The sequence below is a fragment of the Abyssicoccus albus genome (genome assembly GCF_003815035.1).
GTDB classification, from domain to species: Bacteria; Bacillota; Bacilli; order Staphylococcales; family Abyssicoccaceae; genus Abyssicoccus; species Abyssicoccus albus.
On record NZ_RKRK01000007.1, the window covers coordinates 1 to 12,997 of the forward strand.

14 protein-coding genes and 2 tRNA genes are annotated in these 12,997 nt (G+C 36.6%); all 16 read right to left on the reverse strand.

Annotated elements, in window-relative coordinates:
• Window positions 1-2: 2 nt before the first annotated feature.
• A tRNA-Thr gene (locus EDD62_RS08630) sits at window positions 3-78 on the reverse strand.
• A 20-nt stretch (window positions 79-98) separates the two neighbouring features.
• Window positions 99-174: transfer RNA gene (locus EDD62_RS08635), tRNA-Val, on the reverse strand.
• Window positions 175-336: 162 nt separating this feature from the next.
• Window positions 337-1,824, reverse strand: a complete 1,488-nt coding sequence (gene lysS, locus EDD62_RS08640) for a lysine--tRNA ligase (RefSeq protein ID WP_123808717.1) — start codon at window positions 1,822-1,824, stop codon at window positions 337-339.
• Between the two features lie 13 nt (window positions 1,825-1,837).
• Window positions 1,838-2,824, reverse strand: a complete 987-nt coding sequence (dusB, locus tag EDD62_RS08645; RefSeq protein WP_123808719.1) for a tRNA dihydrouridine synthase DusB — start codon at window positions 2,822-2,824, stop codon at window positions 1,838-1,840.
• Between the two features lie 20 nt (window positions 2,825-2,844).
• Window positions 2,845-3,360, reverse strand: a complete 516-nt coding sequence (gene folK, locus EDD62_RS08650; protein ID WP_249037364.1) for a 2-amino-4-hydroxy-6-hydroxymethyldihydropteridine diphosphokinase — start codon at window positions 3,358-3,360, stop codon at window positions 2,845-2,847.
• Complete coding sequence (folB, locus tag EDD62_RS08655; RefSeq protein WP_077140997.1) at window positions 3,314-3,688, reverse strand: dihydroneopterin aldolase; 375 nt, start codon at window positions 3,686-3,688, stop codon at window positions 3,314-3,316. Before folB ends, folK begins: the two co-directional genes overlap by 47 nt.
• Window positions 3,681-4,475 carry a dihydropteroate synthase gene (gene folP, locus EDD62_RS08660; RefSeq protein ID WP_123808721.1) on the reverse strand — a complete coding sequence of 265 codons (795 nt, stop codon included), beginning with the start codon at window positions 4,473-4,475 and terminating at the stop codon, window positions 3,681-3,683. Before folP ends, folB begins: the two co-directional genes overlap by 8 nt.
• A gap of 178 nt (window positions 4,476-4,653) precedes the next feature.
• Window positions 4,654-5,583 carry a cysteine synthase A gene (gene cysK / locus EDD62_RS08665; protein ID WP_123808723.1) on the reverse strand — a complete coding sequence of 310 codons (930 nt, stop codon included), beginning with the start codon at window positions 5,581-5,583 and terminating at the stop codon, window positions 4,654-4,656.
• 114 nt (window positions 5,584-5,697) lie between these two features.
• Window positions 5,698-6,564, reverse strand: coding sequence for an Hsp33 family molecular chaperone HslO (gene hslO, locus EDD62_RS08670; protein WP_282957929.1), 867 nt, complete (start codon window positions 6,562-6,564; stop codon window positions 5,698-5,700).
• A gap of 55 nt (window positions 6,565-6,619) precedes the next feature.
• On the reverse strand, window positions 6,620-8,593 hold the full coding sequence (gene ftsH / locus EDD62_RS08675; protein WP_123808727.1) for an ATP-dependent zinc metalloprotease FtsH: 1,974 nt from the start codon (window positions 8,591-8,593) through the stop codon (window positions 6,620-6,622).
• Between the two features lie 73 nt (window positions 8,594-8,666).
• A complete protein-coding gene (hpt, locus tag EDD62_RS08680; protein WP_123808729.1) occupies window positions 8,667-9,218 on the reverse strand; it encodes a hypoxanthine phosphoribosyltransferase in 552 nt (183 codons plus the stop codon).
• Window positions 9,215-10,507, reverse strand: coding sequence for a tRNA lysidine(34) synthetase TilS (gene tilS / locus EDD62_RS08685; RefSeq protein ID WP_331463360.1), 1,293 nt, complete (start codon window positions 10,505-10,507; stop codon window positions 9,215-9,217). Before tilS ends, hpt begins: the two co-directional genes overlap by 4 nt.
• Window positions 10,508-10,563: 56 nt before the next feature.
• The gene (locus EDD62_RS08690) at window positions 10,564-10,950 is read right to left on the reverse strand and encodes a S1 domain-containing RNA-binding protein (RefSeq protein WP_077141004.1); all 387 of its coding nucleotides are present in this window, start codon (window positions 10,948-10,950) and stop codon (window positions 10,564-10,566) included.
• A gap of 75 nt (window positions 10,951-11,025) precedes the next feature.
• Window positions 11,026-11,400: an FtsB family cell division protein gene (locus EDD62_RS08695; RefSeq protein ID WP_123808733.1), complete on the reverse strand. Its 375-nt coding sequence runs from the start codon at window positions 11,398-11,400 to the stop codon at window positions 11,026-11,028.
• Window positions 11,401-11,464: 64 nt separating this feature from the next.
• The gene (locus EDD62_RS08700; protein ID WP_123808735.1) at window positions 11,465-11,728 is read right to left on the reverse strand and encodes an RNA-binding S4 domain-containing protein; all 264 of its coding nucleotides are present in this window, start codon (window positions 11,726-11,728) and stop codon (window positions 11,465-11,467) included.
• A 3-nt stretch (window positions 11,729-11,731) separates the two neighbouring features.
• Window positions 11,732-12,943, reverse strand: coding sequence for a MazG nucleotide pyrophosphohydrolase domain-containing protein (locus tag EDD62_RS08705; protein ID WP_123808737.1), 1,212 nt, complete (start codon window positions 12,941-12,943; stop codon window positions 11,732-11,734).
• Window positions 12,944-12,997 lie beyond the last annotated feature (54 nt).

Consider the following 12,997-nt stretch of genomic DNA (forward strand, 5'->3'; position numbering starts at 1 on the left):
AATGGTGCCGGCCAGAGGACTTGAACCCCCAACCTACTGATTACAAGTCAGTTGCTCTACCAGTTGAGCTAGGCCGGCTTATTAAGTTAAAAAATTAATGGTGGAGAATGACGGGATCGAACCGCCGACCCTCTGCTTGTAAGGCAGATGCTCTCCCAGCTGAGCTAATTCTCCATTTAATAATTGCGACTTTTTTATAATACTAAATAATCATCATAATGTCAACTTATTTTAAAACATTCTCACTTCAAATTCATTCTATATTATTAAAGAGCCTAACGTCGCGATGGCAATGTTAGACTCTTTAACTTATAGATACTATGTTAACTTTGTAGACTACTTGTGCTTCATGTGTGGGAATAACAACACATCTCTAATAGATGGTGAATTCGTGAGTAACATCACTAATCGGTCAATACCAATTCCTAATCCACCTGTAGGCGGCATTCCATATTCAAGTGCTTCGATGAAGTCGTGATCCATTTCATGTGCTTCATCATTTCCTTGCGCCTTCTCTTCAACTTGCGCTTCGAATCGTTCTTTCTGATCGATTGGATCATTTAATTCAGTAAACGCATTCGCATGCTCTCGTCCAACGATGAACAATTCAAAACGGTCTGTAAAACGTGGATCGTCATCATTCAACTTAGCAAGCGGAGAGATTTCAACTGGATGACCATATACGAATGTAGGATTAATTAAAGTTTCTTCGACTTTTTGTTCGAAGAATTCATTCACAATATGACCATAACTCATCGTTTCTTTAATTTCTATTTGATGTTCTTTAGCCAGTGATTTCGCTTCTTCAGTTGATGTAACATCAAAGAAGTTAACACCAGTCACTTCTTGTATTGCATCGACCATGTGTACTCGACGCCATTGTGGTGATAAGTCTATTTCATATTCACCATAAGGTACCGTCGTCGTTCCGAGCACGTTTTGAGCGATATATGCAACCATTTCCTCAGTGAGTGACATAATATCTTTGTAATCAGCATATGCTTCATACAACTCAATCATTGTAAATTCTGGGTTATGTCGTGTCGATACCCCTTCATTACGGAATACACGACCAATTTCATACACTTTCTCAAGTCCACCAACAATCAAACGTTTTAAGTGTAATTCAAGTGCAATACGCATATACAGTTCCATGTCTAATGCATTATGGTGTGTTTCAAATGGTCTCGCTGCTGCACCACCAGCCATCGAATGCATCATCGGTGTTTCTACTTCTAAAAATCCTCTATCATTCAAATAACTTCTCATCTCTTGAATAATCTTACTACGCGTAATAAAGACATTTTTACTCTCTTCGCTCGTGATTAAATCTAAGTAACGTTGACGATAACGTTGTTCTACGTCTTTTAACCCATGGTGTTTATCCGGTAATGGACGTAATGATTTAGAGAGTAACGTATATTCGGTTGCCTTCACAGACAATTCACCCGTATTTGTTTTGAACATGACTCCGGTAACTCCAACAATGTCACCTAGGTCTGTTGAATTCCAAATATCAAACGCATCATCACCAATTTGATCTTTTCGAACGTATATTTGAATTTGACCATCAACATCTTGCACGTGAGCGAATCCGGCCTTACCTTTACCACGCTTAGTCATAATTCGACCCGCAATCGTTACTGAAGTTTCTCCTTCTTTTTCTTTCAGCTCTTCTTTAGAAAACTGATCAAACGTTGCCATCAATTCTTTAGAATAATGTGTACGATCAAAACGCTTACCGAATGGATCAATTCCTTTGGCTTTATAATCTTCCATTTTGTCAAAACGTACTTGCCTTTGGTCATTCATTTCTTCAGTCATATCATTCTCTCCTTTAACTCGCTTGTTTATCCTTCACATCTTGTACAAATTGCTCTAATACAGTCACCATTTCATCTCTTGTATTTGTTTGATTAATCGCTTTTCGAGCTTTACCGTTACCTCGTATCCCTTTCAAATACCATGATGCATGCTTACGCATTTCCATTACAGCAACTTTCTCACCTTTTAATTGTATCAAACGATCTAAGTGAAGTATTGCGATTTTGATTTTCTCTTCAATATCAGGCTCTGGCATCAGTTCACCAGTCTCTAAATAATGCACAGTACGATAAATCATCCAGGGGTTCCCTAACGCTTCACGTCCAATCATGACTGCATCAACACCTGTTTCATCGAGCATTTTTTTGGCAAGCTCTGGTGTTGTGACATCACCATTCCCAATGACAGGAATATTAACCGCTTCTTTAACTTGCTTTATAATATCCCAATCCGCATGACCTTCATACATTTGTTTACGGGTTCTACCATGAAGACTTAAAGCGCTAGCTCCTGCTTTTTCAATCATCTTTGCATTCTCAACTGCATAAATATGATCTTCATCCCAACCTGTTCTCATTTTAACCGTGACCGGTTTGTCTACAGCTTCTACAACCGCACTCACCATTTCATAAATTTTATTAGGGTCAAGCAACCATCTGGCGCCAGCTTCACATTTAATAATTTTAGAAACTGGACAGCCCATATTAATATCGATAATATCAGCCGTTGTATTTTGATCGACATACTTCGCCGCCTCAACCAATGTCTCTTTCTCCCCACCAAAAATTTGCAGACTCATTGGGTTTTCACGTGAATCGATATATAGCATATTCATTGTCTTTTCATTTTTAAATAATAACGCTTTATCACTAATCATTTCCGCGCAAACAAGACCCGCACCAAATTCCTTCACTGTAAGTCTAAATGCCGCATTACATACACCAGCCATCGGCGCTAATACGACTCTGTTTTCTATTTCAACGTCACCTATTTTAAACATTTGTTCACCTCTTTATCTCTTTATTCCTTCATTTCTTTACGCTTTAAATCTAAATACAATTCATGAATCGTCTGATTAAACACTGGATGTACAACATCTTTTGCAATCGAATTTAACGGTTCTAATACAAATGATCGCAAATGTAATTCTTCATGAGGAATCGTCAAATTATCTTGTTCAATCTGTAAATCTTCGTATAATAATATATCGATATCAATCGTTCTAGGTCCCCATTTAATATAACGTTCGCGATCTAACGATTGTTCGATTTCCATCGCTTTATCTAACATTTCATATGGTGTATAGTCCGTTTCAATATGCACACAAGTATTTAAGAAATCATCTTGTTCAACATGACCATAAGGCTCAGTTTCAATCAACTCAGCAACTTGAATAAGGTCAATATGAGGATTATCACTTAACGCTTCTATCGCATCTGTAATATATTGCTTCTTATCTCCAATGTTACTTCCTAATCCTAAGTATACATTAGCCATGAGCTGTCGATCTCCTTCTATCAATTGTGACGGATACATAGTCGAACACACCAGGTATCGGTGCATTAGGCTTTTTGATTGTAACAAGTACACCGTCTACACGTTCAAATTGTTTAAATAATTCACTGGCAATTTGTTCTGCGACAGCTTCTATTAAATCTTTCCTTGTCTTCGTAAGGGTTTCATGGATGACTTCATACGCTTCTCCGTAATGAACCGTTGATGATAAATCATCATCCACACCTGCTTCATGTAAGTCTACAGACATCGTGACATCAGCTATAAATTGTTGACCTAGTTCATGTTCAGCAGACAATGCACCGTGATATGCATAACCTCTCACGCCTTCGATATGAATTTTATCCATCGCCTTCACCTACTAACGTTTGATATGCATCTACTGCTTTTCGGTTCATAGAGACATTATGGACTCTCACACCATAGACACCTTTAGTCAATCCATAAATCGTCGTTGCCACTGTTTGTTCATCTCTATCATATGCATCATAAGGACGATCAAGCAACGTGTTCACAAAACGCTTTCGACTCGTTGCAAGTAATACTTTATATCCCAATTCAACTAATCGATCGAGTTGTCTCATAATACTCAATTCTTGTGCTCGTGTTTTCTTAAAACCGATGCCTGGATCTAGCCAAATCAGATTATCAGTTATACCATGCTTTTTACATAAATCAATTGAGTCCTTTAAATCGTTAATCACTTCATCCATTGCATCTATATCATCTGGAATCATTTCTGTTCTATTATGCATTAAAATAATCGGAACATTGTATTGTTTAACTACTTCTAATATTCGTTCATCATAAGTCCCTCGCCACTGATCATTTATAATATGAGCACCCGCATCAAGCGCTGCACGCGCCACTTCAGACCTAAAAGTATCTACAGAAATCAATGGTGCTATATGTTTAATTGCTTCAATTACAGGAACAACACGTTCAATCTCTTCTTCAATTGTGACTGCACTATGACCCGGTCGCGTTGAATAGCCTCCAACATCAATAATATCAACACCATCATCAACCATTTCTTTTACTCGACGTAGACTAGCTTCGACACTATTATACTGGCCCCCGTCACTAAATGAATCCGGTGTAACGTTTAGTATCCCCATAATCTTCAACTTCTCCATATAAACACCCCCAATATATTTTTACATCATCGTATTATAACACATTTCATTGATATAATAAATTTTACAATTTTATAATGATTGAATATATAAATTTCAATATAAAAGAGTAAGAAATACCCATGGGTATTTCTTACTCTTTCTTAATTAAATTCAATTTATTGAAACGTATCAAATATTAATCTTCAAAGTTAAATAAAGGTGTTGATAAATAACGTTCTCCATTACTTGGTAATACTGTAACAATGGTCTTACCAGCGCCTAATTCTTTCGCTTTCTCTAGGGATGCGTAAACCGCAGCTCCTGATGAAATACCTCCAAGAATTCCTTCCTCTTTTGCAAGATTTCTGGCTGTTTCCATCGCTTGCTCATTAGATACAGTTAATACACCATCATAAATATCAGTATTCAACGTTCCTGGAACAAATCCTGCTCCGATGCCCTGTATTTTATGTGGACCTGCTGACCCACCACTTAAAACATCAGAATCTGTTGGTTCAAGTGCGAACACTTGAGTTGCTTCATGATGTGCTTTCAATGTTTGACCGACACCACTGACCGTACCACCTGTACCAACACCTGAAATAAATGCATCAATCGTAATGCCTTCCATTTGTTCAATAATTTCTTTACCTGTCGTCTCACTATGAATTTCTGGATTTGCCATATTCTCAAATTGTTGAGGCATAAAGTATCCATGTTCGTCCTTTAATTCATTCGCTTTCTCAATTGCACCTTTCATTCCATTCGCACCTGGTGTCAATACAAGCTCAGCACCATATGCTCTAAGTAATGAACGGCGTTCTTGACTCATCGTATCAGGCATTACAAGTACTGCTTTATACCCTAATGCAGCTGAGACCATTGCAAGACCGATCCCTGTATTACCGGATGTTGGCTCAACAATTGTATCCCCCGGTTTAATTAAATTAGATTCTTCTGCTTTTTTGATCATCGCGAGTGCGATACGATCTTTCACTGAGCTACCTGGGTTTTGATATTCAAGTTTTACATATACATCTGCCATTGACTCATCAGTTAAACGATTTAGCTTAACAATTGGTGTTCCACCGATTAACTCAGTAACATTATTCACTACTTTACGCACATAAATCCCTACCTTTTTGGTTTATTATTTACTCTAAACTAATAATTATATTAGTCTACTAATACTATAAGTATACCAATTTAGTCGGATTATTCCAAATAGACTGCTTTACTACTAAAGTAACGCTTCAAGTTCTTGTGCTGTAAATTGATACTTCTCATTACAGAAATGACATACCGCTTCTGCTCCATTGTCCTCTTCGATCATTGCTTTAATTTCATCGTGTCCAAGCCCAGCAATCGCATTATAAAATCGTTCTTTAGAACATTTACATTTAAATTGAATTGGCATTGTATCAACTATTTTATGTTCACTGCCGGCAATTCGTTCGATAATTTGTTCTGGTGTGTATCCTTCATCAATTAATTTAGAGATTGGGGGAATCGATTCAATTGCTTTTTCTAACTGATCAATCGTCTCTTCTTTAGCAAATGGCATCACTTGAATAATAAATCCTCCACTTGCTTTAATCGTATTATCAGGATTCACAAGTACACCGACGGCAACAGACGATGGAACCTGTTCACTTGTCGTTAAATAGTAAGTAAAGTCTTCCCCAAGTTCACCAGATACAATCGGTGTTTGTCCTGTGAAATAATCTTTTAAACCGACATCTTTAACAACACTAATCGTTCCGTCTGTTCCAACAGCTCTTCTGACATCTAACTTACCAATATCATTTAATGGAAAATGGGTTTGTGGATGTTCTACATACCCTCTAACATTCCCTTTCGCATCTCCATCAATCACCATACCGCCGATTGGGCCATTACCATTAATTCGTACTGTGATTGTGTCGTCATTTTTGAGCATAGCACCCATCATCACCGTCGCACTCATCGCTCTTCCAATAGCTGCCGAAGCAGTTGGCCAAGTGTAATGTCTTGTCTGTACTTCTTGTACTGTCTCTGTTGATGTCACCGCATACATTCTTACCTCATCGTTAAACAATAGTGCTTTTACTAAATAATCTTTCATTATTTTACCTCCACATAATAAGAAGTCCTAAGCGATGGCTTAGGACTTAATTAATTTATTATTCTTCGTCTTCATCATTTTTTTGTTGCTTTTCATTTAATTCGCGCTTTACATCCTCATAACTCGGTCCAAGTTTATCCTCATCACTACGATCCTCTATGTCGTTATCGTAAGCTCTTTCAGGTAACTTACCTTCATGGAATAGGCTTTGGATTTGAGCTCTATCTAACGTTTCAACTTCCAATAAAGTCTCAGCAATTAACTCTAATTGCGCTTTATGTTCTGTCAATATCGTACGACAACGCTCATATTGTTCTTTAACAATTCGTTGAACTTCGCTATCAATCTCATACGCAATACGATCTGAGTAGTTCGGCTCGTTTTGCATATCTTTACCTAAGAACACTTGACCTCCACTTGTATCACCGAATTGTAGTGGTCCAAGTTTGTCACTCATACCGTATTCAGTTACCATACTTCTTGCAATACTTGTTGAACGTTGGAAGTCATTGTGTGCACCAGTTGATACTTCACCAAAGTTAATTTCTTCAGATACACGACCACCTAACAATCCAACAATTTTATCTTCAAGTTCTGGCTTCGTCATAAAGTAGCGATCTTGTTTTGGTAACATCACGGCATAACCGCCTGCTTGTCCACGAGGTACAATCGTCACTTTGTGCACTTCTTCGGCTTCATCTAATACACAACCGATAATTGTATGTCCAGCTTCATGATACGCAACGATGTTACGTTCTTTCTCAGAAATCACTTTGCTTTTCTTTGCTGGTCCAGCGATCACTCGATCTGTCGCTTCATCGATATCACGATCATCAATTTTCTTCTTCCCTGCACGCGCTGCAACTAAAGCTGCTTCGTTCAATAAGTTCTCAAGATCCGCACCACTAAATCCAGGCGTGCGTTGAGCAATTGCGTTTAAGTCGACCGAATCATCTAACGGTTTGTTCTTTGCATGTACTTTTAGAACTGCCTCACGACCTTTAACGTCTGGGCGTCCCACTTGAATTTGACGGTCAAATCGACCTGGACGTAATAAAGCAGGGTCTAAAATGTCAGGACGGTTTGTCGCAGCAATCATAATAATCCCTTCATTCTCACCGAATCCATCCATCTCAACAAGGAGTTGGTTCAATGTTTGTTCACGTTCATCGTGTCCACCACCGACACCAGCGCCACGCTGACGTCCAACGGCATCAATCTCATCGATGAAAATAATACATGGTGCATTTTTCTTTGCATTCTCGAATAAGTCACGAACACGAGAAGCACCGACACCGACAAACATTTCTACGAAGTCAGAACCTGAAATCGAGAAGAACGGTACTCCTGCTTCACCCGCTACTGCTCTAGCAAGTAAAGTTTTACCTGTACCAGGCGGTCCGACAAGTAGAACTCCTTTAGGTATTCTCGCACCAAGTTGTTTAAACGCTCTATTATCTTTTAAGAAGTCTACCACTTCTACAAGTTCTTGTTTCTCTTCATCTGCACCAGCGACATCACTAAAACGGACGCGTTTTTTACTTTGGTCATACATCTTCGCTTTACTCTTACCAAAGTTCATCATGCGACCGCCACCACCGCCGCCTTGTGCTTGTGTCATTACAAACATAAATAATAAGAAAAACAATAATAACGGAATAAATGTTGATAACATACTCACCCAAGGAGAAGGTTTCTCTGCAGGTAGTACGTCGAATTTCACTTTGTCTTCGTTTGATTTAGCATACTCGGTAATTTTGTCCAAATCACTTTGCTGATTATAAGGAATGACCGTCTTAAATGTCTCACCTTTTTTCGCATCGCTTACTTTACCTTCAACTAAATATACGTTTTGTTCTGGTTGAATCGTTAGTTCCTTCACTTTGTCTTGCTCTATATAATTCATAAATGTTGAATATTTAACATCTTTGACATTGCTTGTCGTTCCATTAATCATCGAAAATACGACAAATAAAATAACGATAGAAACAATTAAGAACAAGAGGTTTTTATATGTGCCTTTGCCTTTCATCTATATGTTTCCTCCTAGCTTATCTATACACTAACAAACATAATAACATACTTAGTTTGTATTGTTCCATATATTAGCTTTTTTTATATACTTCTTCTTTCAGTAAACCAATGTAATCCATATTACGATAATTTTCATTATAATCTAAACCATAACCAACAACGAATTCATCAGGAATCGTTTCCCCAATATACTTTGGTGTCATCGGTATTTTGCGACGATTCGGTTTATCTAGTAGCGTTACGATTTCGATAGATTTCGCTTTACGATAAGTTAGTAGATCGATAATAGAATTCAACGTTGTACCTGTCTCGACAATATCTTCTACAATCAGTAGATCTTTACCTTCTATAGATCGACTCAAGTCTAAATTGATTTTAACCTCTCCAGTCGATTCAGTCGAACCGTGATAACTTGATACATCCATATATTCAATCTCAAGGTGTGTATCAACATACTTCAATAGATCTGTCATAAAAAAACTACATCCTTTTAGTAATCCGATACAAATTAAATCTTTATCTCGATAATCTTTTGTAATTCGCTCTCCAAGAGTTTGACAGATTTCTTCAATTCTTTCTTTAGAAACAACGACTGATTTAATATCTTGATCTAAGTTTTTCATATTTGATTCTCCTTGTTTTTATAATATATTTTAATAAATTGATGCCCAGGCATGTCACTATGTTTAAGATGGCCAACAGCGATTATTTCTTGATTGCTATTTAGTATAACAGGTATGCGCTGTCTTTGCTTTAACGGTACTTTGTGATCAATAAAGACTCGATTTACTTTTTTATAATGGGATTGATTAATTAATTTGATTTTATCATGCTGCTGTGCTGTTCTAACAGTATATTGATTACTATGACTGTCCTCTGTAACAATAATTTCATACTCATTAAATTGGTATTTCCCGGGACATTCAATGTGGAGTAATTGATCAATTTCAATGTCTTCAAATGAAACATAGAGCGCTTCATAAGCGATATTGATAGTCATTTGCCCTCGTTGGAATGTATAGTTTTTTATTTTGTTATTCACAGTTAATGTGTAGAGTTGGTCAATTTCAGTTTGAGATATTTCAAAATGTTCATCTAAATTAGTACTCTTTAAATGAAATTTAACCCATTCAAATAAGATCAATTTCGCAACTGTTTGTTGTTGTTCACTGATTAAGCTTCTTTTAAGCCTGTGTCCTTGAATTGTTTGTTCAAATGATTTTACTATAAATACCTTCAATTCTTCTAATTGATTTGATAGATTAACAATATTTCTCGCGCTAAAATTTTCGACCGAGTTGATTTTAGGAATTATTTCATGTCGAATATAGTTTCGATGATATTTACTACTTTTATTCGTTTCATCTTCATAAAAGTCTATCGACTGTTGTTTTTGAATGTTGTAGATATCCTCTTTCGAATAATGAATCAATGGTTTAGCAAATTGAATGCGATTGTCTGCCTCGTTTGCTGTTCTTACAGAATCAAACAGAAGAGATTGATGACTAAACCTATTTGTCCATAATCTAAAATATGCAGTCTCAACTAAATCATCAAGATGGTGTGCAGTTAAAATCCAACTTACCTGATCTTCATTTGCGAATTGAATAAATCGTTCATAACGTAACACTCTACTCATTTGTTGAATGCTATTTTGTGGATTGACCATCGAGTCAATATCACGACCAATATAACCAACACGAACTGATATGTCATGAAGATGGCAATAGGACTTAATGAAACGACATTCATCATCCGATGCTTTACGTTGCCCATGGTGTATGTGATATACATATAATCTATCATATGTATGTTGATATTCCGTCTGCAATAAATGCAATAACACCATCGAATCGATACCTGTTGAGACACATACAGCGATACGATCTGTTTCCTGCCATGAAATCTCTATTTTAAATCACTCCAATATACAGAAAAAGACCACTTAAAAAGTGATCTTATAATTTATTAACGTCTAGAACCACGGCCACCACGACGTGACTCAGTTTGCTTCTTAATCGTTGAAAGCTTATCTTCAGAATCTTTTAAGAAGTTTGATAGTCTCTTTTCAAAGTCTTCCGGTGTGCTTTCTTTTTTAGGGGCAGGTTTTGGTCGACGTTGTTCTTTCGCCTTCTTGATTGATAAACTAATTTTACCATCCTCACCAACAGTCAATACTTTTACTAACACTTCATCACCTACAGCAAGATGATTGTTAATATCTTCTACATATGAGTCATCTACCTCACTAATATGTACTAGACCGCTTTTCCCCTCTGACAACTCTACGAAAGCTCCAAAAGGTTTAATACCTGTTACTTTACCTGTAATCTTACTACCAACTTCAATTGACATATGCTTAATATTTCCTCCTAAATATGATCTATCACACGTTTGATGCAATGAATTATACTCTATATTATAACATGATTATTCTTTATTTTCTTTATCTTTTTTCTCATCAGGGATGTTAAATATGATCTCGTCTTCTTTGCTTAAGTAGTATTCACTTCTCGCAATTTTCGCGATGTAATCATCATCATTTAACTGCTCCACTTGTTCGGAAAGCGACTTCTCTTTATCGACTAACGTTTCATATTCTGACTGCGCTTTTGCAAGTTCCTTTTGTGCTGATTCATTATTCATATATTGATTACCTGTGAAAAATAATGCGATGCATAAAGTACCGACAAATACAGTAGAAGTCAGTGTTAATCTTCGCTTAACAATCGAACGTCGTGTCGCTTCAAAGTGATCACGTCTCGATTTATCATTCGCTGGGAACTGAGTTACGTTGTTTTTCACTTTGATCACTCCCTTTTATCACTACTTATAAAATACACTATTTATATGGAAATTACTAGTGAAATTATATTTCTTCTCGTTTTTTGTCTTCAATGACTTCATACATCTTCGATGCATCATCTTTGGCTGCATGCTCTAGTAAAGCATTCACCTTAACGATTACAATTCGATGACCGTAATTTAAAGTAATCTCATCTCCAACTGATACCGCGGTTCCAGCTTTTGATGGTTTATCATTGATTAATACTCTACCTTTATCTGTCATTTCTTTCGCTAACGTTCTTCTTTTTATTAACCGAGATACTTTTAAGAACTTATCAATTCTCATCGATTATTTCTCCTTCCCTTTCTCATCATTATTAAGTCCGTTCAAAGATTGTTGCTTCAATAACAATCGTTCAGGCTTTATACCTTTAGTGATTGTTTCATACATTCTAGGAAAGATGAAATTAGCGTAGTCTTTTTCATATTTTGTACGTTCAACAAAAAGACCTTCTTCCCTTTTTTTAGCTTCCCATATTGCATTCACTTCATCCGTTGATGTCGCTTGTTCAGAGCCAAACACATGAGGATGTCTTCTGACGACTTTATCATTCATTTTATGAATGACTTCATTCAACGTAAAGTATCCTTCTTTTTCTCCAATCGCACAATGTAACATAACTTGCAATAAAACATCACCTAGCTCATCAGTGATTGCTTCATCATCTTCTTGAATCACCGCTTCACTTAATTCATAGCTCTCTTCAATTAAATATTTCAATATGCTCTCATTTGTTTGCTCTCTGTCCCAAGGACAACCATCGTCTGACACTAATTGATTAAATAATAATTGGCTATAATGAATATCTTTATATTTGTCTACCTCTTCCGTGACACGTGGGATAAACAATACTGCTAAATTCGACACAAATGGCTCATGATCAATTTCACATAATGGAACAGAATTCACAACTTCCGTTTCAATCCCCGCATCCATAATGATATATACGGTATGTTCAGCGGGATAATGTTCTAACAAATCAACCTTTAAATCTGAAAGGATAAATTGGTCATACACTTGCGTCACTAATGTATCATTATGAATGTTGAATTGAATTGGCGTATAATGCATCGCATCGATAGAAAGAAAACCTTTGACAGGGTCAATTTGCATCGCATTAAACACATCATCATAAAAACTCCTACCACCAACAACATTCACTTCAAACTGCTCGTTTTGATACTTCAATAGGCGTTGAGTTGTCTCCTCTAAAATCATTGGATGCCCAGGCAAGATATAATAAACATCACCATTTTTTACAGCATCAATCAGAGTCTTCACAATTGCTTGATAAACGCCTTCAAAATCATCATGTTGCTCATAAACTGAATCAAAGGACACCCACGAATCAAGGTCGTGTAACGCCTTTAACTCTTCAATAATCGGGTGGTCCATCGTTCTTACATAAGCTTGTTGAATAGTTTCCAGTTGCTTAACAATACCATAGGGACATGCATCTAATCCCCCATTCCCTAAACCGATAATATGAATTGTATTCATAAAACTCTCCTTAAAATGATGAAATATAGTCTATTGAACCTTAAGATAACACTT

Excerpts from the sequence above, each read along its gene's own strand:
- lysS (WP_123808717.1), bottom strand. The coding sequence starts at position 1,824 with ATGACTGAAGAAATGAATGACCAAAGGCAAGTACGTTTTGACAAAATG.
- dusB (WP_123808719.1), bottom strand. The coding sequence starts at position 2,824 with ATGTTTAAAATAGGTGACGTTGAAATAGAAAACAGAGTCGTATTAGCG.
- folK (WP_249037364.1), bottom strand. The coding sequence starts at position 3,360 with ATGTATCCGTCACAATTGATAGAAGGAGATCGACAGCTCATGGCTAAT.
- folB (WP_077140997.1), bottom strand. The coding sequence starts at position 3,688 with ATGGATAAAATTCATATCGAAGGCGTGAGAGGTTATGCATATCACGGT.
- folP (WP_123808721.1), bottom strand. The coding sequence starts at position 4,475 with ATGGAGAAGTTGAAGATTATGGGGATACTAAACGTTACACCGGATTCA.
- ftsH (WP_123808727.1), bottom strand. The coding sequence starts at position 8,593 with ATGAAAGGCAAAGGCACATATAAAAACCTCTTGTTCTTAATTGTTTCT.
- hpt (WP_123808729.1), bottom strand. The coding sequence starts at position 9,218 with ATGAAAAACTTAGATCAAGATATTAAATCAGTCGTTGTTTCTAAAGAA.
- EDD62_RS08690 (WP_077141004.1), bottom strand. The coding sequence starts at position 10,950 with ATGTCAATTGAAGTTGGTAGTAAGATTACAGGTAAAGTAACAGGTATT.
- EDD62_RS08700 (WP_123808735.1), bottom strand. The coding sequence starts at position 11,728 with ATGAGAATTGATAAGTTCTTAAAAGTATCTCGGTTAATAAAAAGAAGA.
- EDD62_RS08705 (WP_123808737.1), bottom strand. The coding sequence starts at position 12,943 with ATGAATACAATTCATATTATCGGTTTAGGGAATGGGGGATTAGATGCA.